Raw genomic sequence first — 25,726 nt, forward strand, 5'->3', positions numbered from 1 at the left:
AAGGACCTCACCGGCGTGTCGCCGGCCCGAGCGGGCCGGCTCACGTTCGCTGACCGGCCGGTCATCGATAGGTGACCACGTCCGGGGCGCTGACGTCGATCGTGTCGGCCTTCCGACCGAGCAGGGCGGTGGCCACCTCGGACTTGTCCGCGCCCCGGGTCGCGTCCCCCCAGAACACCGCCCGGTCCTGGCGCAGCCGCACCGTGATCCGGGCCAGCCCGGCCACGTCCACCGAGACCAGTTGGGCGCGCAGTCGCGGGCTCAGCGCGGCGAGCACCTCCAGCCCGGCCCGGGTGCCCGGATCGTCCGGCGCCGGCTGCCCGACCTTGATCAACGGCAGCGGCCCGGGCTGCGGCACGGTCTGGAAGACCACACCGGTCCGGTCGATCACCGCGAAGCCGTCGCCCTGCGGCACCGCCGCCATCGGGGTGCGCTCCACCACCCGGATCACCAGCGTTCCCGGCCAGTCCCGCTCCACCGTGGCCGATTCGACGGGCGCGAGCGCGCGGATCCGGCGGGCCGTCGCGGCGAGGTCCACCCGGGCCAGTGGCGCGTCGTCCCGTACCGCCGCGGCCTCGCGGACCTGCACCGGGGTGACCAGCTTCGCGCCGACCACCCGCACCTCGCGGACCCCGAACAGGCCGGTGCCGAGCACGGTCCAGGCGACCAGGCCGGCGAGCAGCAGCACGCCGGCGGCGACCGCCCAGGGCAGCGCGGCCCGCATCCGCCGCTGCCGGGCCCGGGCCATGAACCGCCGGGTGGACGGCGGCACCGCGTCCGCGCCGGCCCGCACCAGCTGCCACTGCCGCACCGGGTTGCGCCGCCCGGACCCGCCGTCCTGGCCGCGGGTCCGGCCCCGGGCCGGACCCGGGCTCATCCGGCCGTGGCCGCCGCGCCGTCCGGACCGGCGCCGACCGCCGCCGCGCCCGGCTCGCCGGCCCGGGCCAGCAGGGCGTCGAGCAGCTGGTCACCCAGCAACGAGATCGGCGGGGCGCCCATGGTCACCACCACGTCGCCGGGGCGGGCCCGACGGGCCACCTCGGCGGGCACGTCGTCCCACGCCTCGACGAAGACCTTCCGCTCGGCGGGCAGCGGCACCGCCTCGATCAGCGCCGCCGAGCCCTCGCCCGGCTGGCGCAGCTCGCCGGGGCCGAAGACCTCCAGCAGCACCACCTCGTCGGCGATGCCGAGCGCGGCGGCGATCTCCGCCTGCAGGTCCCGGGTGCGGTACAGCCGGTACGGCTGGAAGACCACGATCAGCCGGCCCTCGCCGGCCACCTCGCGCAGCGTCTGCAGGGCCAGCGTCATCGAGGTCGGGTGGTACGCGTACTCGTCGTAGACCAGCACGCCGTCCGCGACGCCCTTGCGCTCGAACCGGCGGCGTACGCCGGGGAACGCGCCGAGCGCCGCCTCGGCCGCCTGCACCGGCAGCCCCAGCAGGTACGCGGTGAGCACCGCGCAGGCGCTGTTGAGCGCCATGTGCCGCCCCGGGACCGGCATCCGGATCTCGCCCAGGGACCGGCCCTCGATCGCGGCCAGGTAGCGCACCCCCTGCGCGGAGGAGGCCATCTCGCTCAGTCGCAGGTCGGCGTCGGGCGACTCGCCGTACGTCCAGACCCGACGACCCTCGGCGCGCAACGTCTCGGCCAGCCGCCGGCCGCCCGCGTCGTCGGCGCAGGTGATGATGAAGCCCTCGGGGTCGGTGAGCCGGGCGAAGTCGGCGAAGGTCGCCTCCAGGTTCGCCAGGTCCCCGTAGGTGTTGAGGTGGTCCGCCTCGATGTTGGTGACGATCGAGACGTACGGGCGGTAGATGAGGAACGAGCGGTCGCTCTCGTCCGCCTCGACCACGAAGTGCTCACCGGTGCCGTGGTGCGCGCCGGAGCCGACCTCGGAGATCTCCCCGCCGATCACGAAGGACGGGTCGGTGCCGGCCTGCTGGAGCACCATGGTCACCATCGAGGTGGTGGTGGTCTTGCCGTGGGTGCCGGCCACCGCCACCGTCCGTCGGCCGGTCATCGCGGCGGCGAGCGCCTCGGAGCGGTGCAGCACCCGCAGGCCCCGCCGGCGGGCCTCGGCCATCTCCAGGTGGTCCTGCGGGATGGCCGACGAGTAGACGACCGTGTCCACCCCGTCGAGGTTCGCCGCCTCGTGGGTCATGTGGATGGTGCCGCCGAGCGCCCGCAGGCCGGCCAGGGAGGGCCACTCCCGCAGCTCGCTGCCGGAGACCGGCAGCCCCCGGGTGAGGAAGAGCCGGGCCAGGCCGCTCATGCCGACGCCGCCCACCCCGATCAGGTGGATCCGGCCCAGGTCCTCCGCGGTCGTCGTGCCGGCGGGGGTGAACTGCGCGGTGTTCATGAGAGGTACCTTCCCGTCGCGGTGGCCGCCATCAGCGGGCCACCGCCTCGTAGACGAAGTTCAGCAGGGCGACGTCGCCGTCGCGCCGGCCGTACGCGGCCGCGGCGGCGCCCATCGCGGCGAGCCGCTGCGGGTCCCGGATCAGCGGGATCACCGTGCGCTCCAGCCAGTCCGGGGTCACCTCGGCGTCGTCGACGAGCAGACCACCGCCGGCCTCCACCACGGGCAGCGCGTTGCGCTTCTGCTCCTGGTTGCTGTGCGGATACGGCACGTAGACGGTGGGCAGCCCGATCGCGGCCACCTCGGCGCAGGTCATCGCCCCGCCCCGGCCCAGCATCAGGTCGGCGGCGGCGTACCCCAGCTCCATCTCGGACAGGTAGGGCAGGGTGACGTACGGCACCGGCAGGTCGGTGGGGACGGAGACCGGCTCGTTGCGGGCGCCGATCACGTGCAGCACCTGCACCCCGTGCCGGGCCAGCTCCTTGGCCGCCCCGGCGACCGCCAGGTTGATCGAGCGGGCGCCCTGCGAGCCACCGGCCACGAAGAGCACCGGCAGGTCGGGCCGGAGCCCGAAGTGGGCCCGCGCGGCGTTGCGCATGGCGGCCCGGTCCAGCCCGGCGATGCCCCGGCGCAGCGGCACCCCGACCACCCGGGCGTCGCGCAGCGCCTCCGCCTGCGCCGGCTGGTGCGGGAAGCCGACCGCCACGTTCCTGGTGAACTTCATGCCGAGCCGGTTGGCCACCCCCGGCGGCACGTTCACCTCGTGGATGACGATCGGCAGCTCACGCCGCCAGGCGGCCAGGTAGCCGGGGACGGAGACGTACCCGCCGAAGCCGACCACCACGTCGGCGGTGACCTCGTCGATCACCTTGCCCGCCGCGCGGGCCGCCTTCCACATCCGGTCCGGGGTGCGCACCAGGCTCATGTTGACCGAGCGGGGCAGCTGGTACGCGGGGATCGTGCGCAGGTCGTAGCCGGCCGGCGGGATCAGCTCGTTCTCCAGGCCCTTGGGTGTGCCCAGGCAGGTGACGCGGACGCTCGGGTCGTGACGGCGCAGGCAGTCGGCGAAGGCGAGCAGCGGGTAGATGTGCCCGCCCGTACCCCCTCCGCAGAGCACCACCGAACGCAGCGGACCCATCAGCGTCTCCTCTCGCTCGCCGTGCCGGCGCGGGTCCGGTCCGGCCGGACGCCGCGGGCCGCGGCCTTCTCGTCGGGCCCCCGCGTCCGGGACCGGGGTACGGACCCACGGTCCCCGGCGGGCGGCGCCGGTCGGCGGCGTCGGCCCGGAAGCGGCGGCAACGGGGCCCACACTAGTCGGACCCATCGGGCCGGTGGACGGGCGTGCAGGGCTCGGGCCGCGTCCGGCTCGGCGCGGGCGAAGGAGGCGAGCATCCCGATCGCGGCCAGGGTCACCACCAGGGCGCTGCCGCCGTCGGAGATGAACGGCAGCGGTACGCCGGTCAGCGGCAGCAGCCCGGTGACGCCACCAATGTTGATCACAGCCTGGCCGACCAGCCAGGCGGTCACCCCGGCGGCGGCGAGCCGGCGGAACGGGTCCTCCACCCGGCGGGCGATCCGCAGCCCGGTGTACGCCAGCACCGCGAAGAGCACCAGGATCACCGTGCAGCCGACCACCCCCAGCTCCTCGGCGATGATGGCGAAGATGAAGTCGTTGTGCGCCTCGGGCAGCCAGCCGAACTTCAGCGTGCTCTTGCCCAGCCCGACGCCGAACCAGCCGCCGTTCTCCAGCGCGTAGCGGGCCTGCACGAGCTGGTAGCAGCCCTGCAACTGCTCCTGGAAGCAGGCCTTCGGGTCCGGCGGGTCGAGGAACGCGGTGAGCCGGGTGAGCCGGTAGTTGTCCGCGTCGCGCGAGCCGGAGCCGGCGCCGAGCGACGCGGCGGCGACCAGCAGGCCGACGCCGGCCAGGCCGACCACGGAGAGCGCGGCGAAGACCTGCAACCGGACGCCGGCCGCCCAGAGCAGGCCGACCACCAGCGCCAGCAGGCAGAGCATGCTGCCCAGGTCGTTGTAGCCGACCAGGACGAAGAGCAGGCCGACCACCGGGAAGAGCGGGGTGGCCAGCTCCTTCCACCAGCCCAGCGCGGCGCCCTTGCGGGCCAGCACGTACGCGCCCCAGAGCACCAGCGCGTACTTGGCCACCTCGACCGGCTGCACCGAGATCGGTCCGAGGTAGAGCCAGAGCAGCTCGGCCTTGAGCGGCCCGATCGAGTCGACCCGGAAGAACGCCTCCAGGGCGACCAGCAGGTTGAGGATCAGCAGCAGCACCACCGCCGCGCCCAGCGCCGGGCGGGCCACCGCCCGGAAGGTCCGGGCGGGCAGCCGCTGGCAGGCCCAGAACGCCACGATGCCGATCACCGCGAAGATCGCCTGCTTGGTCAGCGAGGCGGCCGCGTCGCCGTCCTTGGCGTAGTCCCGCACGCTGGTCGCCGAGAAGACCATGGTCAGGCCGATCAGCAGCAGCAGGCCGGCGCTGGAGAGCAGCAGGTAGTAGGAGGCCAGCGGGCGGGCCAGCAGGCCGCGCAGCGCGGCCAGGCCGCCACCCGCGTCCAGCCCGAGCAGCGGCCCGGGCGGCGGATCGGCCGTCCGGGTCGCGGCGGGCGCGCGCCTGGCCTGCGTGTCGGTCGTACCCTCGGTGTCTTTGCCCTCCCCCACGTGCCCATCATCGCGGCTCGGCCGCCCCGCCCGTGGCGCAACGGGCCGGTCGGCGTGTCGGAATGCGAAACGGAGGGGCCCCTGGTAACGCCCCGGGGCCCCTCCGTCACGCACGCGTCGCCGGCTCAGGTCACCGCGGCGAGGAACTCGCTGTAGAACAGGCCGAGCGCGATGGCCACCCCGATGCCGGCGATGATCCAGAACCGGACCACGATGTTGACCTCGCTCCAGCCGGCCAGCTCGAAGTGGTGCTGCAACGGCGACATCCGGAACACCCGCTTGCCGGTGGTGCGGAACGAGATGATCTGGATCACCACGGACATCGTGACGATCACGAAGAGACCGCCGAGGATCGGCAGCAGCAGGATGGTCCGGGTGGACATCGCCATGCCGGCGATCAGGCCGCCCAGGCCGAGCGCGCCGGTGTCACCCATGAAGATCCGGGCCGGCGAGGTGTTCCACCAGAGGAAGCCGACGCACGCCCCGGCGGCCGCCCCGGCGATCAGCGCGATCTCCAGCGGGTCCCGCACCGCGTAGCAGTAGGACTCGGTGTAGCTCGGGTCGGCGCACCAGTGCCGGTACTGCCAGAACGCGATCAGCCCGTACGCGCCGAGCACCATCACCGACGCGCCGGTGGCCAGGCCGTCCAGACCGTCGGTGAGGTTCACCCCGTTGGTCGCCGCCATCACCACCATGATGATGACGATCACCGCGCCGATCTTGCCGATCTCCAGGGCCGGGATGTCCCGGATGAAGCTCAGCGTGGTGCTGCCCACCGTCTCGGTGTTGGTCCGGTTGCCGCCGGCGTCGGTCATGCTGCTCGGGAAGTAGAGCGCCACCACACCGAAGATCGCGCCGACCAGGATCTGGCCGGCCAGCTTGCCGCGCTTGTTCAGGCCGCCGCTGTGCCGCTTGCGCACCTTGAGGAAGTCGTCGATGAAGCCGACCGCCCCGGAGAAGACCATCAGCCCCAGCAGCACCAGCGCCGTGATGGTCGGCTCGACCTGGGCGATCTGCGCGTCCGGCAGGGTGGTCAGGGCCAGGTGACCGGCGACGTACGCGATCACCGTGGCCAGGATGAAGACCACGCCGCCCATCGTCGGCGTGCCCTTCTTGCCCTCGTTGCTGGCGAGCCCGAGGTTCGACCGGATCGGCTGGCCGGCCTTGAGCCGGGCGAACACCTTGATCGCGATCGGGGTGCAGAAGAGCGAGACCAGGAAGGCGACTCCGATGGCGACGATCACCGCCCTCATCGGGCGACCTCCGCACCGGCGGCCTCGCGCAGCGCGTCGGCCACCTCCCAGGTGCGGTACCGGGAGCCCTTCACCAGCACCACGTCGCCCGGACGTAGCTCCCTGCGCAGCACCTCGACGGCCGCCGCCTGATCGGTGAGCAGCACCGACTCTCCTCCCCAGTTGCCTACCGCTGTCGCGCCATCCCGGATCGGCGCCGCCGGCTCGCCCACCACGAGCAGCCGGTCGACACCCAGCTCGGCCGCGAGCCGGCCGACCTGCTGATGTCCCTCCGTCTCGAAGTCACCCAGCTCGGCCATGTAGCCGAGCACGGCGACCGTACGTCCCGACCCGCGCATGCTCGCCAGCGCCCGCAGGGCGACCGCCGTCGAGGCCGGGTTGGCGTTGTACGAGTCGTCGATCACCGTCACCCCGTCGGGGCGTTCGAACACGTCCATCCGGCGGGTGGAGACCAGTCCCAGCTCGCCCAGCGCGGCGGCCAGTTCGGCCGGTGGCATGCCCAGCTCGCGGGCGACCGCCGCGGCGGCCAGCGAGTTGGAGACCTGGTGCCGCCCGGTCAGCCCGAGCCGCACCGGCGCGCTCCCCTCCGGGGTGACCAGGGTGTACGCCGGCCGGCCGCGCCCGTCCACGGTCACGTCCACGGCCCGCACGTCGGCGGACTCCGACTCGCCGTACCGGACCACCCGGGCCGAGGTCCGGCCCGCCATCGCGTCGACCAGCGGGTCGTCGGCGTTCAGCACGGCCAGCCCGTCGGCCGGCAGCGCCTCGACCAGTTCCCCCTTGGCCAGGGCGATGGTCTCCACCGAACCGAACTCACCGATGTGCGCCACCCCGACGTTGAGCACGACGGAGATCCGCGGCGGCACCACGTCGCAGAGGTAGCGGACGTGGCCGACGCCCCGCGCGCCCTTCTCCATCACCAGGTAGCGGGTCTCCGGGGTGGCCTGCAACGCGGTGTACGGGTGCCCCAGCTCGTTGTTGAACGAGCCGGGCGGGGCCACCGTCGGGCCCAGCCGGACGGCGAGCTGCGCGATCAGGTCCTTGGTGGTGGTCTTGCCGGAGGAGCCGGTCAGCCCGATCACGGTCAGTCCGGGCAGCCGGTCGACCACCGCGCGGGCCAGCCGACCGAGCGCGTCGAGCGCGTCGGCCACCAGCACCATCGGCACGCCGGGCAGCTCACGGGTGCCGAGCACCGCGACCGCGCCGGTCCGCACCGCGCCGGCGGCGTAGTCGTGCCCGTCGACCTGCTCGCCGGGGAAGGCGACGAAGAGCCCGCCGGGGGTGACCTTGCGGGAGTCGAACTCCACCGTGCCGGTCACCCGGGCGTCCGGGTCGGCGGCGACCAGCCGCCCGCCGACGGCCGTGGCGACCTCGGCCAGGGTCAGCGGGATCATCGCTGCCCCACCAGGTCACCGAAGCGGGCGCGCAGCGCCCCGGCCAGCTCCACCCGGTCGTCGAAGGGCAGCACCTCGCCGTTGATCTCCTGACCGCGCTCCTGCCCCTTGCCCAGCAGCGCCACCACGTCCCCCGGTTCGGCCACCCGGACCGCCTCCTCGATCGCGGCCCGTCGGCCGGGCACCTCGATGATCCGTGCGGCGGCGTCCGCCGCGTACGCGCCGGCCAGCACCTCGGCCCGGATCGCCGCCGGGTCCTCGGTGCGCGGGTTGTCGTCGGTCACCAGCACCACGTCGGCCCCGACCGCCGCGGTCGCCCCCATCACCGGTCGCTTGCCCCGGTCCCGGTCGCCACCGGCGCCCAGCACGCAGATCAGCCGGCCCGGGGTCAGGCCGCGCAGGGCCACCAGGACCGCCTCGATCGCGTTGGCCTTGTGCGCGTAGTCCACCACGCCGCGGACCGGGGCGTCGCCGCTGACCAGCTCCAGCCGGCCGGGCACCCCGCCGCAGGCGGCCACCCCGGCCGCCGCGGTGGCCGGCGCCACCCCGGCCGCCACCAGGATCGCGACGGCCAGCAGCGCGTTGGCGACGTTGTGCCGGCCGGGCAGGGCCACCCCGGTGGGCAGCTCGACCCCGTCCGGGCCGTGCACGGTGAAGCGCTGCGCGTACCCCTCGCCGTCGACGCCGTCGGCCCACCAGGTGGCGGACCGGTCGCCGGCCGCCGAGTAGGTCACGGTGACCGGCTTGACCAGTGGGCGCAGCGCCGGGTCGTCGTGGTTGAGCACCTCGACCCGGCAGCGCCCGTCGAAGAGCTTCGCCTTGGCCGCGAAGTAGTCCGCCTCGTCGGCGTGGAAGTCCAGGTGGTCGGAGCCGAAGTTGGTGTAGCCGCCGACGGTGAACCGGACCCCGCCGACCCGCCCCATCGCCAGGGCGTGGCTGGACACCTCCATGACCACCGCGTCGACGCCGCGCTCGCGGGCCACCGCCAGCATCGCGTGCAGGTCGGTCGCCTCCGGCGTGGTCCGCACGCTGTCGATGACCAGGTCGCCGAGGCGGGTCTCCACGGTGCCGATCAGGCCGGTGGTGTGCCCGGCGGCGCGCAGCCCGGACTCGATCAGGTAGCTGGTGGAGGTCTTGCCGGCGGTGCCGGTCACCCCGATCATCAGCAGGCCGTCGGTCGGGTTGCCGTAGACGGTGGCGGCCAGCTCGCCGAGCACCGCCCGGGGATCGGCCACCACCAGCACCGGCAGGCCCGCGGCGGCGGCCAGCTCGGCGCCGGTCGGGTCGGTCAGCACGGCCACCGCGCCGGCTCCGGCCGCGCCGGCGGCGAACTCCGCGCCGTGCCGGCGGGCCCCGGGCAGGGCGGCGTACAGGTCGCCGGGGCGGACCTCCTGGCTGGCGTGGGTCACCCCGGTGACCGCCACGTCGGCGGCGCCCTCGGGCGGCTCGGCCGCCACCCGGGCGGCGAGGTCGCCGAGCCGGACGGGACTCACGGTGCGGGGACGCGGATTGCCGGACACGGCGTCAGACCCTACCCGGTCGTCCGGTTCCGACCGCACAGCCGCCCCGGTGGTTCGTCGCCACTCACCGATGATGTCCCGCCCCACCCGCTCAGCGCGGAAAGACCTCGAACTTCGGGGACCGGTCGGTCGCCGAGGGCGGCACCCGGTAGTGCCGCAGGGTGTAGCCCATGATCTCGCGGAAGGCCGGCGCGGCCACGGTGCCGCCCTCGCCGCCCGGGCTCCACACGAAGACCGCCACCACGTACCGGGGCTTCTCCGCCGGGGCCATGCCGATGAACGAGCCGACCTCGCCGGGCTGCAGCTTGCCGTTGTCGTACCGCAGGCCGGTGCCGGTCTTGCCGGCCACCCGGTAGCCGGGGACGGCGGCGGCCAGGCCGGTGGCCCGTCCGTCGGGGCCGTCGATCGAGGTGACCCCCTCCATGATCCGGCGCAGCGCGGCGGCGTTGGCCGGGCTGAGCACCGGATGGGTGGCCGGCGCGGCGGCGGCGGTCTTCTTCCCGTCCGGGGTGATCACACTCCTGATCAGGTGCGGCTGCACGTACGTGCCGTCGTTGGCGATCGCGTTGTACGCGGCGGCCATCTGCAGCGGCGTGGCGTCCACGCTGTGCCCGATCGGCACCGACCCGTGCGAGGAGTCGCTCCACCGGTCGACGGGGAGCAGCCGGCCCGGGGCCTCACCGGGCATGCCCTCCCCGGTGGGCTGGCCGAGCCCGAACCGCTTCTGGTAGTCGATCAGCCGGTCCGGGCCGAGCTTGTCGGCGATCTCGATGGTGCCGACGTTGGAGGAGAAGGCGAACATGCCGGGGATGCTCATGGTCCGACCCTCGGCCGGGTGGGTGTCCCGGAACACCGTGTCGCCCTTGGTGATGGTGTTCGGCACCGGGAAGGTGGTCTCCGGGGTGATCACCCCCTCCTGGAGGGCCGCGCCGAAGGTGATCGCCTTGTGGATCGAGCCGGGGTCGACGATGAAGCTGGTGGCGGCGTCCTCGCGGTCGCTCGGCGAGTTGACCTTGTCCGGCGCGGCGGCGTCGTAGCCGGGGTAGCTCGCCTGCGCCAGCACCTCGCCGGTGGGCACGTCCACCACCACGGCCGCGCCGACGCTGGCCCGGGTCTGCGCCATCTGGTCGGACAGGATCCGCTGGGTCATGAACTGCACGTCGCGGTCGATGGTCAGCTCCAGCGAGCCGCCCGGCCGGGCCGGCGTGGTCTGGCTGTAGCCGCCCGGGATCGGCGCGGCCAGGTCACCCTGCCCCACCTCGTACCGCTTCTTGCCGGCCTGCCCCTCCAGCAGGTCGTCGTACTTGGCCTCCAGGCCCTCCAGCCCGTGCATGTCCTGGCTGACGAAGCCGAGCAGGTTGGCGGCCAGGTCCCCGCCGGGCACCTCCCGCTTCTCGTCCCGGTGCACGCCGATGCCGGCCAGGTCGAGCGCCATGATCTGCTTGGCCTGCGGGATCTCCACGCCGCGGGCGAGGTAGACGAACTGCAACGGGGTGGTGGTGCCGGGCAGAGTGCGCGGCTTCATCCGGTCGGCCAGCTCGGAGGCCGGCACCCCCAGCAGCGGGGAGAGCAGCTTGGCGGCGGCGAACCGGTCCTTCACCACGGTCGGGTCGGCGAAGACGTACCGCGCCTCGACGCTGTGCGCCAGCGGGGCGCCGGTCCGGTCGTAGATGGCCCCGCGCGGGGCGGGCAGCTCGACCACGGCGAGCCGGGTGCCCAGCCCGCCGTCGGCGTACGCCGGGGTGGTGACGGTCTGCAGGAAGACCAGCCGGATGCCGATGGTGGCGAAGAGGGTCAGCACCAGCATGGTGCCGAGCCGCAGCCGGCGGCGCGGGTCGGCGAGCTTCGGCGGGCGGCGCGGCTTGCGCACCGGCCGCCGGCCGGCGGTCGGGCGGGCCGGGCGACGCGGGCCGGGCCGGCGCCGGGGTGGCGGGGCCTCGTCCTCGTCGTCGAACGGCTCGCGCACCGGCCTGGCCGAGACCGTGCGGACCACGCCGGCCCGACCGCCGGGCGCGGTCTCCCGGCGGCCGGCGCGGGTGGCCCCGGCCCGGCCGCCGTCGAGCACCTGCAACGCCGGGCGGAACGGGTCGCCGGAGCGGCTGCTGCGGGGGGTACGCCGCTGTTCGGCGCCCCCGCCGGTCCGCGCGGCGGCGCCGCCCTCCCGGATGGTCCGGCCCCGCGGGGTGTACGCCCGCGCGTCGGAGATCCCGCCGACGCCCGGCTCGCGGGGTTCCGCCCCCCGCGACGAGCCGCGCCGGGAGCCCGTGGCGTCCCGGCGCGGTTCCTCCGATCTCGGCGGCACTGCTCAGCCTCCGTTGCCCTGCTGGCTGGTGATGGCCGGCGCGCCCTCCGCCGGGTGCGGCACCCCGATCGTCTTCCCGTCCGGCAGCCGGATGTACGCCGGCTCGCCCGACTCGACGAGGCCGAGCTTGCGGGCGTTGGCGGTCAGGTTGCCGGGCGCCTTCTGGTCGGCGATCTCCTTCTCCAGCTGCTGCTGGTCGACGTCCAGCTTGGCCTGCTGCTGCTGGAGCTTCTCCAGCCGGAAGGCGTTCTCGTTGATCTTGGTGTTGACCGCCAGGATGCCGAGCACCCCACCGACCACCAGCACCAGGATCAGGCCGACGAACGGCGCCCGCGGCACCCGCACCGGCGGCGGCGGGGCGACCCGCAGCCGCGGCGACGGCGACGGCGCGCCGGTGGACCGGGTCTTCTCGGCCGGCCGCAGCGCGGCGCTGCCCTGGGTGAGGTACTCGCGCGCCCCCCGGGCGCGAGTCCCCTCCCGGCGGTCGGGCCGGTCGGCCCCGACCGTGGTGTCGCGCTGCGCCGTGGTCCGGCCCCCCGACCGCGGTGCGCGCTGCCCGACGGCGCCCCGGCCGTCGCGCTTGTCGACGTTCATGTCCCCTCCCCCTCTTCGTCCGTCCCGTTCCCGTCCCCCGGCGTCGCACCCGGGCCCGTCCCGGACCCCGGTGCCGCCGTCCCCGGTTGGTGCATCGCCTTGACCCGGCGGCGGTACCGTTCGCGGTCGGTACGCCCCTGTCGGGTCGCCTCCGGGTCGAGCCGTTCCGCGGCCCGCAGCCGCACCGAGGCGGCCCGCGGGTTCGCCGCGACCTCGGCCTCCCCGGGAAGCTCGGCGCCCCGGCTCAGCAGCCGGAACGTCGGGCCCGACCCGGGCAGTTCGACCGGGAGGTCGACCGGGCCCTTGCTGCGGACCCGGTCGGCGAGCGCCTGCTTGGTGAGCCGGTCCTCCAACGAGTGGTAGGACAGGACCACCATGCGACCGCCCACGTTGAGCTTGTCCAGAGCGGCCGGCAGCGCCGTCTCCAGCGCTGCCAGTTCTCTGTTTACCTCGATCCGTAAAGCCTGAAACGTTCTCTTTGCCGGGTGTCCCCCGGTTCGCCGGGCTGGTGCCGGAATGCTGTCCCGGACCAGCTCGGCCAGTCGCGCCGACGAGGTGATCGGGGCGCGCTCGCGCTCCCGGATGATCGCCGAGGCGATCTTCCCGGCGAACTTCTCCTCGCCGTACACCCGCAGCACCCGGGCCAGGTCCGGGTGGGCGTACGTGTTGACCACCTCCTCGGCGGTCACCCCCCGGGTCTGGTCCATCCGCATGTCCAGCGGCGCGTCCTGCGCGTACGCGAACCCGCGGTCGGGCGCGTCCAGTTGCAGGGACGAGACGCCGAGATCGAACAGGATCCCGTCGATCGCCGGATAGCCGAGCCGCTCCAGCACGTCGGGCAGCTCGTCGTAGACGGCGTGTTCGAGATGGATCCGGTCGGCGAACCGGGCCAGCCGGACCCGCGCGTGGGCGAGCGCCTCGGTGTCCCGGTCCAGGCCGATCAGCACCGTGTCCGGGTGCGCCTCCAGGACCGCCTCGGCGTGCCCGGCCAGACCCAGCGTCGCGTCGACGTGGACGGTGCGGCCGTTCCTCCCCAGCGCGGGGGCCAGCAACTCGAGACACCTCTCGAGCAGCACCGGCACGTGCGTGCCGCGTAGCTCCCCCATGTCGACCCCCACTGGTTGAAACCCACTTCCGTCCGTACCGCGTCCGTCGTCGTCACGGCGCCTCGTCATACCGCCAGATCCCCATCCGCTCCCGCCCGCCGGAGGCCGCGGCCCTCCGTATCGGATCGTGCGCCTGGCACCGGGGAAGGGGTGCCAGGAACTCGAAAGCGGCTGGAGATCTCGCAGTACGTCGGGCGCCGTCACGCCCTACAGACCGCCGGGCAGCACCCCCTCCTCGATGTCGGCGAAGTCGTCTTCGCTCTCCGCGAGGTAGGCCTCCCAGGCCCCCTTGTCCCAGATCTCCACCCGGGTGCTCGCCCCGATCACGACCAGTTCCCGGTCGAGCGCGGCGTACGACCTCAGGTGCGCGGGGATGGTGACCCGCCCCTGCTTGTCCGGGACCTCGTCGTGCGCGCTGGCGAAGAAGACCCGGCTGTAGGCCCGGGCCGCCTTGCTCGTCATCGGTTGCGCGCGCAACTGGTCGGCGATCCGCTGGAACTCGGGCATCGGGAAGACGTAGAGGCAGCGCTCCTGCCCTTTGGTGATCACGACACCCCCCGCCAGTTCGTCCCGGAACTTCGCCGGAAGGATCAACCGGCCTTTGTCGTCCAGGCGTGGGGTGTGGGTGCCGAGGAACATCGGCCCAACCCCCTCGCCCTGAGCGGCGTTCGCGGCGCCGCCGACCCCCCGGGCCGGTGTGGCCCTCCCGGCCTCACCATCGCGCCCCACTCTACTCCACTTCCCTCCACCTGCAACCAGAAACGCCCGCGTGGCGCGGCGATTCCGCGCGTAAAAGCGCACGTCAATGGGGGTGGGGCGGAGTGGAGGGGGGTGGCGGCCCTCCGCGCCCGTCCGCTACCCGACATAGATCGACTCCGTCCGGCGGAGCGCCCGCCGACCGTCCGCCGCGACCCCCCGGCCGAACGGATCGCCGTCGGCGGCGATCTGGCGGGCCCCGGGGTCCGGTAACCTCGCTCGCGTGACGGACGCGAAGATGCCCTTGCGGGCAAAGGTGGCCAGCTCCGTGTCGCGGACCGCCGGGGCGCTGTCGCGGGCCGCGGGCCGCGGCGACGGCTCGGTGATCGGCGGATGGATCGGCCTCAAGATCGACCCCGACCTGCTGGCCCACCTGTCGGCGGGCCGGGCCATCGCGCTGGTGTCCGGCACCAACGGCAAGACCACCACCACCCGCCTCACCACCGCCGCTGTCGGCGTGCTGGGCCGGGTGGCCACCAACTCCTTCGGCGCCAACATGCCGAGCGGCCACACCTCGGCGCTGGCCCGGGCCGGCAGCACGCCCTACGCCGTGCTGGAGGTCGACGAGCACTACCTGGCCCAGGTGCTGGAGGCCACCGAGCCGAACGTGGTGGCGCTGCTCAACCTCTCCCGCGACCAGCTCGACCGGGCCAAGGAAGTGGCCATGATGGCGCAGCTCTGGCGCGCCGCGCTGGTCCGGCACCCGGGCGTCCGGGTGGTCGCCAACGCCGACGACCCGATGGTGGTCTGGGCCGCCACCCCGCCGGCCGACCCGGCCCAGGGCCACGTCCCGCCGCACGTCACCTGGTTCAGCGCCGGCCAGCGCTGGCACGACGACTCCTGGGTCTGCCCCGAGTGCGGCTCCACCATCCAGCGCTCCGGTGACCAGTGGTGGTGCAGCGGCTGCCCGCTGCGCCGGCCCGAGCCGCAGTGGACCGTCGAGGACGACGGCGTGCTCGACCCCACCGGCGCCTGGCACAAGGTGCAGCTCCAACTCCCCGGCAAGGTCAACCTCGGCAACGCGGCCACCGCGCTGGCGGTCGCCGCCGAGTTCGGCGTACGGCCGGTGGACGCGGTCGCCCGGCTCGGCTCGGTCACCTCGGTCGCCGGCCGCTACGCGCAGGTCGACCGGGACGGGCGCAACATCCGGCTGCTGCTGGCCAAGAACCCGGCCAGCTGGCTGGAGGCGTTCGACATGGCCGACGTGGCCCCGACACTGCTCTCCATCAACGCGCGCGACCCCGACGGGCTGGACACCTCCTGGCTCTTCGACGTCGACTTCGCCCCGCTGCGCGGCCGGCAGGTGCTGATCACCGGCGACCGGGCGTACGACCTGGCCGTCCGGCTCGACGTCAACGGCGTGCCCTTCCAGCACGTCCGGAGCTTCGACGAGGCGGTCCGGGCGGTGCCCCCCGGCCGCCTGGAGGTCATCGCCAACTACACCGCCTTCCAGGACATCCGAGCGGAGCTGGACCGTGTCAACTGAGAGCCTGCGAATCGTCTGGATCTACCCCGACCTGCTCTCCACCTACGGTGACCGGGGCAACGCGCTGATCCTGGCCCGCCGGGCCCAGCTGCGCGGGATGCCGGTCGAGGTGCTGGAGGTCCGCTCCGACCAGCGGCTGCCGGCCACCGCCGACATCTACCTGATCGGCGGCGGCGAGGACGGCCCGCAGGCGCTCGGCGCCCAGCGGCTGATCGCCGACGGCGGCCTGCACCGGGCCGTCGCGCAGGGCTCGGTGGTGTTCGGCGTCTGCGCCGGCTACCAGCTCCTCGGCACCTCGTTCTTCGCCAAGGGCACCGAGTGCGCCGGGCTGGGCCTGCTCGACATCTCCTCCGACCGGGGGCCCACCCGGGCCGTCGGGGAGCTGGCCGGCGACGTCGACCCGCGGCTGGGCGTGCCGTACCTGACCGGCTTCGAGAACCACGGTGGCCGCACCCACCTCGGTCCGGGCGTGGCGCCGCTGGCCCGGGTCACCACCGGCGTGGGCAACGACGGGGCGACCGAGGGGGCCTGGCGGGGCAAGCTGCTGGGCACCTACTCGCACGGCCCGGCGCTGGCCCGCAACCCGGCCCTGGCCGACCTGCTGCTGCGCTGGGCCACCGGCATCCACCAGCTCCCCGCGCTCGACGACACCTGGGCCGACCGGCTCCGGTCCGAGCGCCGCGCCGCGGTGGCCGCCGCCGCCCGACCGTGAACCGTGCCGCCCGACTGTGGCGGCGACGACCGGCGGTGGGTCGGCTCCTCCGGTCGCTCCGGCAACCGTCGGCGCGCCGGTTCGCGGTGCTGGTGCTGCTGCTCGCCGCCTTCGCGGTGACCCTGCTGCTGGTCCCCCGGCCGGACCCGGCGCAGCTGCCCGGGCTCGCCCACTCCCTGGGCGGGTACGCCCCGGCCGTGGCGGTCGTGGTGGGCGCGTTGCTGCTGGTGGCGCTGGTCCCGCGGACCTTCGTCACACTGGCCGCCGGAGCGATCTTCGGCCCGCTGGAGGGGGCCGCCTACGCCCTCGGCGCGGCGCTGCTCGCCGCGGCGCTCGGCTTCGCGGTCGGTCGGCTGCTGGGGCGGGACTTCGTGGCCGGTCGGGTGCGGGGCCGGCTGGCCCTGCTCGACGGCTGGTTCGCCCGGCAGAGCGTGCTCGGCGTGATCACCGTACGGCTGCTGCCGATCGCCGGGTTCGGCCTGGTCAGCTACGGCTACGGCACCACCGGGGCGCGGGTGCTGCCGTTCCTCGCCGGCAGCGTGATCGCCTCCGCGCCCACCGCCTTCGGCTACGCCGCCATCGGCGCGGCGGTCAGCACGCCCGGCTCGGTCAACTGGTACGCCGTCGCCCCCGCCGGCCTCGGCCTGATCGCCAGCGTGGTGATCATCCACCGCTGGTGGCGCGCCGAACGGCAGCGCCGGCTCGGCCCGAGCTGATGGATACCGGGGAGCGGCTGCCCGGCGGTTTCATCGCCGAGGTGGTCCGGGTCGGGGACACCGTCCGCCGTACTCCACCGACCAACGCCGACTTCGTCGCCGCGCTGCTGCGGCACCTGACGGTGGCCGCCCCCGGGCTGGCGCCCGCGTACCTCGGGGTGGACGAGCGGGGCCGGCAGGTGCTGGCCCACGTCCCCGGGAAGGTGCCGTGGCGGGGCCGGGAGGACGAGGCGTTCTTCGCTGACCCGGCGCTGGCCGGGCTGGCCCGGCTGATCCGGGCCCTGCACGACGCCTGTGCGGGCAGCCCGCTGGCCGGCGACGCGGAGACCGTCTGCCACCGGGACCTGTCGCCCAAGAACACGGTCTACCGGGTCACTCCCGCCGGGCTGCTGCCGGTGACCCTGCTCGACTGGGACCTGGCCGGCCCGGGCCGGCGGATCGAGGACGTCGCCTTCGCCGGCTGGCACTGGGCCACCCTCGGCGGCGACGCCGACCCGGTGGAGCTGGGCCGCCGCTGTCGGCTGCTCTGCGACGCGTACGACGCGGCGGGCGGCCCGCCGCTGCCCCGGGCCGAGCTGCTCGACGTGATGCTCGGCCAACTCGACGGCACCTGGCGGGGCATCGCCGCCGGCGCCGACCGGGACGAGCCGGGCATGCGCCGGCTGCGCGAGGCCGGCGCGGTCGACGCGGTACGCGGCTGGCAGGAGTGGTTGCTGCGGTGCCGTCCGGCAGTGGAGTCGGTGCTGGCCACCGGGTAGGCGCTCAGCCGGACGGCAGCACCAGGCCCGCGTCGTAGGCCGCGATCACCAGGTGCACCCGGTCCCGGGCGTCCAGCTTGGTGAAGAGGCGGGCCACGTGCGCCTTCGCGGTGGCCGGGCTGATCACCAGTTCGGCGGCGATCTCCGCGTTGGACAGTCCGCGCCCGACCAGGGTCAGCACCTCCCGCTCCCGGTCGGTCACGCCGGGCAGCCCGCGGGGTCGCGGCACGGCGTCGGGCCGGCGGGCGAACTCGGCGATGAGCCGGCGGGTCACCCCGGGGGCGATCAACGCGTCACCGGCCGCCACCACCCGCACCGCGCCGAGGATCTCCTCCAGGGCCATGTCCTTGACCAGGAAGCCGCTCGCCCCGGCGCGCAGCGCCGCGTGCACGTGCTCGTCGTCGTCGAAGGTGGTGAGCACCAGCACCCGGGTCGGGCCGCCGGCGGCGGTGATCGCCCGGGTCGCGGCGATCCCGTCCAGGCCGGGCATCCGCAGGTCCATCAGCACCACGTCGGGGGCCGTCTCGCGGGCCAGCCGCACCGCCTCCGCGCCGGTGCCCGCCTCACCGGTCACCGTCAGGTCGAGCGCGTCGGCCATCAGCACCCGCAGCCCCGCGCGCACCAGCGGCTGGTCGTCGACCAGCAGCACCCGGACGCTCATCCGTCGGCCGCCGGCACCGGGAGCCAGGCGGTCACCCGGAAGCCACCCTCGGGGCGGGGGGCGGCGGCGAACCGGCCGCCGAGCAGGGTCGCCCGCTCCCGCATGCCGACGATTCCGTGCCCCGCGGCGGTGAGCGAGCCGCCCCGGCCGCCGTCCAGCACTTCGATCCGTACCCCGTCCGGTCGGTGGTCGACGGTCACCCGGCACCGGTCGGTCCCCGCGTGCCGGACCACGTTGGTCAGCCCTTCCTGCACGATCCGGTACGCCGCCAGGTCCACCTCGGCCGGCAGCGGACCCGGCACGCCGTCCCGGCGCAACTCCACCCGCACCCCGGCGTCGGTGGCGGCGGCGACCAGCCGGTCCAGGTCGGCGAGGCCCGGCGCGGGAGTCAGCGACGCGGCCGCGCCCTCCGGCCGGCGCAGCGCGACGAGGGTCCGACGCAGGCCGGTCAGCGTCTCCCGGCTGGTCCGCTCGATGGTGGCCAGGGCGGCCCGGGCCTGCGCCGGCTGGGTGTCGATGACCCGCGCGCCCACGCCGGCCTGGATGGCGATCACCCCGATGCTGTGCGCCACCACGTCGTGCAGCTCGCGGGCGATCCGCAGCCGTTCGGCGGTGACCGCGTCGGCGGCGGCCCGGTAGCGGGCCGCCGCCCGGTGCCGGCGGCGACCGTGCACCGAGTCACCGGCCAACCAGGCGACGGCGACCGCCAGCGCCGAGAGGGTGGCCCGGTCGACCGGCTCCGTGGCCGGGCTGACGAAGCTCATCGCCACCTGCACGGCGAGCACCGCCGCGGCGGCGGGGAGCGCGACCCGACGCGGGTGGCGCGCCACGACCAGCCCCAGCATCAGGTCGACCACGAGGAACTGCAGGTACCAGACGGTGACCAGGTAGCCGTCCTCCCACGCGCTCGTCGTCACGGTGACGGCGCAGGCCCCGGCGAGCATCGCCCCGAGGGCGGGCAGCGGGTGTCGGCCCAGCAGCCCGACCGGGAGCAGGACCACCAGGACGGGCAGCAGATAGTTCAGCGGGAGGGCCGGCACGGTGTGGTCGGGGGTCGGGACGGTCAGCACCGGGCCGCCCCCGCCGGCCACCGACGACAGCAGCACCGTGACCGGGAGCAGGGCGACACCGGCCCAGCTCAGCACCGTCCGGGCCCGGCGGGCGGCGGGGCGGGTGCGCGGTGCGACGACCTCCATGGGCACACCGTAGCCAGCGACCACCCCACCGGTCATCGGCCGACGGGCGTACGCCCCCGGGCGGGTCCGGGACCGGACGGTACGGCCGGCGGCACGACGACCCGCCGCCGGTGCTCCGGCACCATCGACGTCGTGATCGAACTACGTGAGCTGACCAAACGGTACGGCCGGACCACGGCCGTCGACCGGCTGACCCTGACCGTCCGACCCGGACACGTGACCGGCTTCCTCGGTCCCAACGGGGCCGGAAAGTCCACCACCCTGCGGCTGATCCTCGGCCTGCACCGACCCACCGGCGGCACGGTCACCGTGGCCGGCCGCCCGTTCGCCGAGCGACCCCGCGGGCTGCGGCACGTCGGGGCGCTGCTGGACGCCGGGGACGTGCACCCCGGACGCAGTGCCCGGGCGCACCTGGCCGCGCTGGCCCGCAGCAACGCCATCGGCCGGACGCGGGTGGACGAGGTGCTGCACGAGGTGGGGCTGGCGACGGTCGCCGGACGCCGGGTCGGCGGCTTCTCCCTCGGCATGAAACAGCGGCTCGGCATCGCCGCGGCGCTGCTCGGCGACCCACCGGCGCTGCTCTTCGACGAGCCGTTCAACGGGCTCGACCCCGAGGGGGTGCGCTGGGTACGCGGGCTGTTCCGGCGGCTGGCCGGCGAGGGGCGCACCGTGCTGGTCTCCAGCCATCTGATGAGCGAGATGGCGCAGACCGCCGACCACCTCGTGGTGATCGGCCGGGGGGAACTGGTCGCCGACGAGAGCCTGCCGGCGTTCGCGGCCCGCAGCGCCCGCCCGCAGGTGGTCGTCCGTACCCCTGATCCGGCCCGGCTGACCGCGGCGACGCGGGCGGCCGGCGGCCGGGTGACCGCCGACGGCGACGCCCTCACCGTGACCGGCCTGACCGCCGCGGAGCTGGGCGACCTGGCCGGCGCCCGGGGGATCCCGGTGCACGAGCTGGCCACCCGCTCCGCGTCCCTGGAGGAGGCGTTCATGGACCTCACCGCCGACCGCGTCGACTACCTGGCAGGAGAACAGCGGTGAGCACGCCGTCCGCCCCCGCACCCCGGCCGGTCACCGAGCCGGCCGCCCGGTTCCGGGACCTGCTCGCCGCCGAGTGGATCAAGCTGTGGTCACTGCGCTCCACCTGGGGCTCGCTCGCCCTCATCGCGGTCTCCGCCGTGCTGTTCAGTGCCCGCGCCGCCCTCGCCGACCAGCACAACTGGCCGGGCTACTCCCCCGACCGGCGGGCCGCGTTCGACCCGATCCACGACGCCTTCCCCGAGGAGGGTTGGCTCTTCGTCATCCTCGCGGCCGGTGCGGTCGGCGCGCTGATGATCACCGGCGAGTACGCCAGCGGCCAGATCCGCACCACGTTCGCCGCCGTACCGGCCCGGCGCGCGGTCACGGCCGCCGAGGTGGTGCTCCTGGCCGGCGTGATGTCGGTGGTCGGCGCGCTGGCCGCGGCGCTCTCGTTCTGGCTGTCCCAGGCGATCCTCGCCGGCCGGCAGGCGGGCGCGTCGATCGGCGAACCCCAGGCGCTGCGGGCCGTCGCGGCGTCGGCGCTGCTGGTGCCGGTCTGCGCGCTCATCGGGTTCGGGATCGGCGCGCTGGTCCGGCACACCGCACCGGCGATCGTGGCCACCGCGACCCTGCTGCTGCTCGCCCCGCTGGCCTTCGACATCACCAACCGGTGGACGGCGGCGGTGCACAACGCGCTGCCGGTGCCCGCCTGGGAGCGCCTGGTCGGCAACCCGTACGTGCTGCCGAACCTGCACGTGGCGACAGTTCCCGGATCCTGGCTGGTCCTCGCCGGCTGGCCGCTGGTCGCGACGCTGCTCGCCGCGGTCGTCGTGCACCGCCGCGAACCCTGACCCCGGTACGCCGGAGGCGCGCCCCTGTCCCGGGACGCGCCTCCGTGCCGGACCGTCAGGCGACGACGGAGACCATCCGCCCCTTCACCACGATCACCTTGCGCGGTTCCTTGCCGCCCAGCGCGCCGGCGACCGCCTCCAGCGCGGCCGACCGGACCTCGTCCTCGGCGGCGTCGGCGGCCACCTCGATCCGGCCGCGCACCTTGCCGTTGACCTGCACCGGGTAGGTGACGGTCTCGGCGACCAGCAGGGCCGGGTCGGCGGTCGGGAAGTCCGCGTACGCCAGCGAGCCGTCGTGACCCAGCGTGCGCCACAGCTCCTCGGCCAGGTGCGGGGCGAACGGGGCCAGCATCAGCACCAGCGGCTCGGCCACCTCGCGCGGGGTCTCCGGCAGCCGGGTCAGCCCGTTGGTCAGCTCGATCAGCTTGGCGATCGCGGTGTTGAACCGGATCCCGTCCATGTCGGCCCGGACCCCGTCGACCACCTTGTGCAGCAGCCGCCGGGTCGCCTCGTCGGCCGGCGCGTCGGTGACCCGCAGCGCGCCGGTCTGCTCGTCGACGACCGCCCGCCAGACCCGCTGCAGGAACCGGTACGAGCCGACCACGGCCCGGGTGTCCCAGGGGCGGGAGACCTCCAGCGGGCCCATCGACATCTCGTACACCCGGAAGGTGTCCGCCCCGTACGCGGCGCACATCTCGTCCGGGGTGACGACGTTCTTCAGCGACTTGCCCATCTTGCCGTACTCGCGGGTGACCTCCTGCTCGCCGTGGAACCAGCGGCCGTCGACCTCGACGACCTCCTCGGCCGGCACCGGGGCCTTGCGGGCGTCGCGGAACGCGTACGCCTGGATCATGCCCTGGTTGAACAGCTTGCGGAACGGCTCGAACGACGAGACGTGGCCCAGGTCGAACAGCACCTTGTGCCAGAAGCGGGCGTACAGCAGGTGCAGCACGGCGTGCTCGGCGCCGCCGACGTACAGGTCGGTGCCACCGCAGTCGCCGGGGCGCTGCGGGCCCATCCAGTACGCCTCGTTCTCCGGGTCGACGAACCGGCCGGAGTTGGTCGGGTCCAGGTAGCGCAGCTCGTACCAGCAGGAGCCGGCCCACTGCGGCATCACGTTGGTCTCCCGGGTGTAGCGCTTCGGCCCGTCGCCCAGGTCCAGCTCCACCTCCACCCAGTCCCGGCGGCGCGACAGCGGGGTCTCCGGGTTGCTCTGCGCGTCCTCCGGGTCGAACGTCTTGGGCGAGAAGTCGTCCACCTCGGGCAGCTCGACCGGCAGCATCGACTCGGGCAGCGCGATCGGCGCGCCGGTGGAGTCGTAGACGATCGGGAACGGCTCGCCCCAGTAGCGCTGCCGGGAGAACAGCCAGTCCCGCAGCCGCCAGGTGGTCGCGCCGGTGCCGTGCCCGTTGGCCTCCAGCCACTCGATGGCCCGGGCCTTGGCGTCGGTCAGCCCCAGCCCGTTCAGGTCCAGGCCGACCTCGGGCGCGGCGCTGTTGATCCGCGGCCCGTCCCCGGGGTACGCCCCGCCGTCGAAGTCCACCGGCGGCTGCACGGTCCGCACGATCGGCAGCTCGAAGACCTCGGCGAAGGCGTGGTCCCGCTCGTCCTCGGCGGGCACCGCCATGATCGCCCCGGTGCCGTAGCCGGCCAGCACGTAGTCGGCGATGAAGATCGGCACCGGCGCGCCGGTGACCGGGTGCTCGGCGTACGCGCCGGTGAAGACGCCGGTCTTCTCCCTGGTGTCGGCCTGCCGCTCCACGTCCGTCTTGGCCGCCGCCGCCTTGCGGTACGCCTCGACGGCCGCCCGCGGGCCGGCGTGCCCACCGGTCCAGGCGTCCCGGGTCCCGGCCGGCCAGGCATCCGGCACCAGGGCGTCGACCAGCTCGTGCTCGGGGGCCAGCACCAGGTAGGTGGCGCCGAAGATGGTGTCCGGGCGGGTCGTGAACACCCGCACCGGGCCCGACCCGGTGGTGAAGTCGATGTGCGCGCCGGTCGACCGGCCGATCCAGTTGCGCTGCATCAGCTTGATCGGCTCGGGCCAGTCCAGCGTGTCCAGGTCCTCCAGCAGCCGGTCACCGTACGCGGTGATCCGCATCATCCACTGCTTCAGGTTGCGCTTGAAGACCGGGAAGTTGCCCCGCTCGGAGCGACCGTCGGCGGTGACCTCCTCGTTGGCCAGCACGGTGCCCAGCCCCGGGCACCAGTTCACCGGCGCCTCGGAGACGTACGCCAGCCGGTGGTCGTCGACGATCGCCCGCCGCTCGGCGACGGTCAGCTCGGCCCACGGCCGGCCGTCCGGGGTGGGCCGGGTGCCGCCCTCGAACTCGGCGATCAGCTCGGCGACCGGCCGGGCCTTCCGCGCGTCCTGGTCGTACCAGGAGTTGAAGACCTGCAGGAAGATCCACTGGGTCCACCGGTAGAAGTCGGTGTCGATGGTGGCCACCGAGCGCCGCTCGTCGTGGGCCAGCCCCAGCCGGCGCAGCTGCGCCTTGTACCGCTCGATGTTCGCCTCGGTGGTGGTCCGCGGGTGGGTGCCGGTCTGCACCGCGTACTGCTCGGCGGGCAGGCCGAAGGCGTCGAACCCCATCGCGTGCAGCACGTTGCGCCCGGCCATCCGCTGGTAGCGGGCGTAGCAGTCGGTGCCGATGTAGCCCAGCGGGTGACCGACGTGCAGGCCGGCGCCCGACGGGTACGGGAACATGTCCAGCACGTACAGCTTCTCGGCGCCCGCCCTGGGGTGGCCCGGGTCGGCCAGCGGGCCGGTCGGGTTCGGCGCGTGGAAGGTGCCCTCCCGCGCCCAGGTGTCCTGCCAGCGGTGCTCGATCTCGTCGGCCATGGCCGCGGTGTACCGGAACGGGGGGATGTCGGTCGCCGGTGCGGCTGCCTCACTCATGGCGTCTCCTCGGCGCGGGTCAGTCGAAAGGAAGTCTGCTGCGGGCACAAAAAAGCCCCTCGCGCAGGAGGGGCGGCCGTGCTGTCGCGCGTTCAGCGCATCAGCACGGCTCGGTAAGAAGCAGGAAGACTCCGGCCATGCGGGCAGTGTACCTCTTTCCCCCATCGCATTTTCGCCCGCCACCGGACGCCGGGACGGGCGAGCTGGTGTTCTACCCGCACCCGCGCCGGTCATCCGTCCCCCGGTCCGGCGAATATTCCGGGCGTAACCGACCGACCGCCTGCGGGGGTCGGCGACAACGAGAAACATGGTTAGCCTGAGAGGCCAGTGAGATTTCTGCGGCAGACGAGGCTCGGCGTCGCGAACCCAACGGCGGGTCCAGGTGCTCTATACAGAGCTGCCGTCCAGGCGACGAGGAGGAGGCCCGTGACACAACAGACCTGGGACGAGGTGGGCGGTCTGCTGCCGCACGACGAGTTCCGCGCCGCCAGCGAGGCCATCGTGGCCAACATCGAGCAGGTCATCGAGGGCAAGACGGCCACCGTCCGGCTCGCCCTGGCGGTGCTGCTCGCCGAGGGTCACCTGCTGATCGAGGACGTGCCCGGCGTCGGCAAGACCAAACTCGCCAAGGCCCTGGCCCGGTCGATCGACTGCTCGGTGCGCCGCATCCAGTTCACCCCCGACCTGCTGCCCAGCGACGTCACCGGGGTCAGCGTCTACAACCAGGAGACGCACGACTTCGAGTTCCGGCCCGGCGCCGTCTTCGCCAACCTGGTCGTCGGTGACGAGATCAACCGGGCCTCGCCGAAGACCCAGTCGGCGCTGCTGGAGTGCATGGAGGAACGGCAGGTCACCGTCGACGGGGTGACCTACCAGCTGCAGACCCCGTTCATGGTGATCGCGACGCAGAACCCGATCGAGATGGAGGGGACGTACCCGCTGCCGGAGGCGCAGCGCGACCGGTTCACCGCCCGGATCGCGATGGGCTACCCGGACCCGGGCGCCGAGCTGGCCATGCTGGACGGGCACGGGGCCACCGACCCGCTGCAGGACCTGCGCCCGGTCTCCGACGCCAACACGGTCCGCCGGCTGATCGGCCACGTCCGCCAGGTGCACGTCGCCGACGCGGTCAAGCAGTACGCGGTCGACCTGGTCACCGCCACCCGCGAGGCCCCCGACCTTCGGCTCGGCGCGTCCCCGCGGGCCACCCTGCAGCTGCTGCGCACCGCCCGGGCGGTGGCCGCCCTGGAGGGCCGCGACTACGTGCTCCCGGACGACCTCCAGGTGCTCGCGGTGCCGGTGCTCGCGCACCGGATCATCCCGACCGCCGACGCGCAGCTCGCCCGCCGCACCACCGACGCGATCGTCGCCGAGCTGGTGCACCGGCTGCCGCTGCCGCACGACCGCAAGCGCTCGCCGTACGACACCCGGCCCGGGGGCAACGGTCACGGGCCGTTCGAGCCGCGGAGGCCGTGAG

The 25,726-nt window shown here is 74.4% G+C and carries 21 protein-coding genes; 7 read left to right on the plus strand and 14 right to left on the minus strand.

The genetic code is table 11. The features are described 5' to 3' along the window. Positions 1-61 precede the first annotated feature (61 nt). The 11 genes from GA0070611_RS13680 to mraZ form a co-directional block, all read right to left on the minus strand. A complete protein-coding gene (locus GA0070611_RS13680; protein ID WP_091663789.1) occupies positions 62-877 on the minus strand; it encodes a cell division protein FtsQ/DivIB in 816 nt (271 codons plus the stop codon). Further along, the gene (gene murC / locus GA0070611_RS13685; protein ID WP_091663794.1) at positions 874-2,355 is read right to left on the minus strand and encodes a UDP-N-acetylmuramate--L-alanine ligase; all 1,482 of its coding nucleotides are present in this window, start codon (positions 2,353-2,355) and stop codon (positions 874-876) included. Before murC ends, GA0070611_RS13680 begins: the two co-directional genes overlap by 4 nt. Before the next feature lie 31 nt (positions 2,356-2,386). Then, entirely contained in the window at positions 2,387-3,493 is a 1,107-nt protein-coding gene (gene murG / locus GA0070611_RS13690; protein WP_091663797.1) for an undecaprenyldiphospho-muramoylpentapeptide beta-N-acetylglucosaminyltransferase, read from the minus strand. Beyond that, positions 3,493-4,908, minus strand: coding sequence for an FtsW/RodA/SpoVE family cell cycle protein (locus tag GA0070611_RS13695; RefSeq protein ID WP_197675996.1), 1,416 nt, complete (start codon positions 4,906-4,908; stop codon positions 3,493-3,495). Before GA0070611_RS13695 ends, murG begins: the two co-directional genes overlap by 1 nt. 245 nt (positions 4,909-5,153) lie before the next feature. Next, positions 5,154-6,281, minus strand: a complete 1,128-nt coding sequence (mraY, locus tag GA0070611_RS13700; RefSeq protein WP_091663802.1) for a phospho-N-acetylmuramoyl-pentapeptide-transferase — start codon at positions 6,279-6,281, stop codon at positions 5,154-5,156. Then, the gene (locus GA0070611_RS13705; protein ID WP_091663804.1) at positions 6,278-7,675 is read right to left on the minus strand and encodes a UDP-N-acetylmuramoyl-tripeptide--D-alanyl-D-alanine ligase; all 1,398 of its coding nucleotides are present in this window, start codon (positions 7,673-7,675) and stop codon (positions 6,278-6,280) included. Before GA0070611_RS13705 ends, mraY begins: the two co-directional genes overlap by 4 nt. Then, positions 7,672-9,234, minus strand: a complete 1,563-nt coding sequence (locus tag GA0070611_RS13710) for a UDP-N-acetylmuramoyl-L-alanyl-D-glutamate--2,6-diaminopimelate ligase (protein WP_197675927.1) — start codon at positions 9,232-9,234, stop codon at positions 7,672-7,674. The genes GA0070611_RS13705 and GA0070611_RS13710 overlap by 4 nt, the downstream gene beginning before the upstream one ends. A 52-nt stretch (positions 9,235-9,286) precedes the next feature. Further along, positions 9,287-11,497 (minus strand): peptidoglycan D,D-transpeptidase FtsI family protein, encoded by a 2,211-nt coding sequence (locus GA0070611_RS13715; protein ID WP_091663810.1) that lies wholly within the window; start codon positions 11,495-11,497, stop codon positions 9,287-9,289. A 3-nt stretch (positions 11,498-11,500) separates the two neighbouring features. Further along, a complete protein-coding gene (locus GA0070611_RS13720) occupies positions 11,501-12,091 on the minus strand; it encodes a hypothetical protein (protein WP_091663812.1) in 591 nt (196 codons plus the stop codon). Next, positions 12,088-13,197, minus strand: coding sequence for a 16S rRNA (cytosine(1402)-N(4))-methyltransferase RsmH (gene rsmH / locus GA0070611_RS13725; protein WP_091672885.1), 1,110 nt, complete (start codon positions 13,195-13,197; stop codon positions 12,088-12,090). Before rsmH ends, GA0070611_RS13720 begins: the two co-directional genes overlap by 4 nt. A 207-nt stretch (positions 13,198-13,404) precedes the next feature. Next, positions 13,405-13,836, minus strand: coding sequence for a division/cell wall cluster transcriptional repressor MraZ (gene mraZ, locus GA0070611_RS13730; protein WP_091672886.1), 432 nt, complete (start codon positions 13,834-13,836; stop codon positions 13,405-13,407). A 355-nt stretch (positions 13,837-14,191) separates the two neighbouring features. Here mraZ and GA0070611_RS13735 point away from each other — a divergent pair, with 355 nt between their 5' ends. The 4 genes from GA0070611_RS13735 to GA0070611_RS13750 are packed head-to-tail and all read left to right on the plus strand — an operon-like array spanning position 14,192 to position 17,625. Beyond that, the gene (locus GA0070611_RS13735; protein ID WP_091672888.1) at positions 14,192-15,439 is read left to right on the plus strand and encodes a MurT ligase domain-containing protein; all 1,248 of its coding nucleotides are present in this window, start codon (positions 14,192-14,194) and stop codon (positions 15,437-15,439) included. Then, positions 15,429-16,151, plus strand: coding sequence for a type 1 glutamine amidotransferase (locus GA0070611_RS13740; protein ID WP_091663815.1), 723 nt, complete (start codon positions 15,429-15,431; stop codon positions 16,149-16,151). Before GA0070611_RS13735 ends, GA0070611_RS13740 begins: the two co-directional genes overlap by 11 nt. After that, positions 16,091-16,867: a TVP38/TMEM64 family protein gene (locus tag GA0070611_RS13745; protein WP_407940435.1), complete on the plus strand. Its 777-nt coding sequence runs from the start codon at positions 16,091-16,093 to the stop codon at positions 16,865-16,867. The genes GA0070611_RS13740 and GA0070611_RS13745 overlap by 61 nt, the downstream gene beginning before the upstream one ends. Continuing rightward, positions 16,867-17,625, plus strand: a complete 759-nt coding sequence (locus tag GA0070611_RS13750) for a phosphotransferase (RefSeq protein ID WP_091663820.1) — start codon at positions 16,867-16,869, stop codon at positions 17,623-17,625. Before GA0070611_RS13745 ends, GA0070611_RS13750 begins: the two co-directional genes overlap by 1 nt. Positions 17,626-17,629: 4 nt before the next feature. Here GA0070611_RS13750 and GA0070611_RS13755 read toward each other — a convergent pair whose 3' ends face one another. Both GA0070611_RS13755 and GA0070611_RS13760 read right to left on the minus strand, forming a co-directional pair. Continuing rightward, a complete protein-coding gene (locus tag GA0070611_RS13755; RefSeq protein WP_091663823.1) occupies positions 17,630-18,286 on the minus strand; it encodes a response regulator in 657 nt (218 codons plus the stop codon). Then, on the minus strand, positions 18,283-19,482 hold the full coding sequence (locus tag GA0070611_RS13760) for a sensor histidine kinase (RefSeq protein WP_091663825.1): 1,200 nt from the start codon (positions 19,480-19,482) through the stop codon (positions 18,283-18,285). The genes GA0070611_RS13755 and GA0070611_RS13760 overlap by 4 nt, the downstream gene beginning before the upstream one ends. Before the next feature lie 123 nt (positions 19,483-19,605). Between GA0070611_RS13760 and GA0070611_RS13765 the strand changes: the two genes are divergently transcribed. Then, on the plus strand, positions 19,606-20,523 hold the full coding sequence (locus GA0070611_RS13765) for an ABC transporter ATP-binding protein (RefSeq protein ID WP_091672889.1): 918 nt from the start codon (positions 19,606-19,608) through the stop codon (positions 20,521-20,523). Beyond that, positions 20,520-21,353: a hypothetical protein gene (locus GA0070611_RS13770; RefSeq protein ID WP_091663827.1), complete on the plus strand. Its 834-nt coding sequence runs from the start codon at positions 20,520-20,522 to the stop codon at positions 21,351-21,353. Before GA0070611_RS13765 ends, GA0070611_RS13770 begins: the two co-directional genes overlap by 4 nt. A gap of 55 nt (positions 21,354-21,408) precedes the next feature. On the opposite strand, the gene leuS is transcribed toward GA0070611_RS13770, so the two are convergent. Next, on the minus strand, positions 21,409-24,249 hold the full coding sequence (gene leuS / locus GA0070611_RS13775) for a leucine--tRNA ligase (RefSeq protein ID WP_091663831.1): 2,841 nt from the start codon (positions 24,247-24,249) through the stop codon (positions 21,409-21,411). Between the two features lie 426 nt (positions 24,250-24,675). On the opposite strand from leuS, the gene GA0070611_RS13780 reads away from it, so the two are divergent. After that, positions 24,676-25,725, plus strand: a complete 1,050-nt coding sequence (locus GA0070611_RS13780; RefSeq protein ID WP_091663834.1) for an AAA family ATPase — start codon at positions 24,676-24,678, stop codon at positions 25,723-25,725. Position 25,726: the final 1 nt, after the last annotated feature.

Origin of the sequence: Micromonospora auratinigra (assembly GCF_900089595.1) — a bacterium.
GTDB lineage: Bacteria > Actinomycetota > Actinomycetes > Mycobacteriales > Micromonosporaceae > Micromonospora > Micromonospora auratinigra.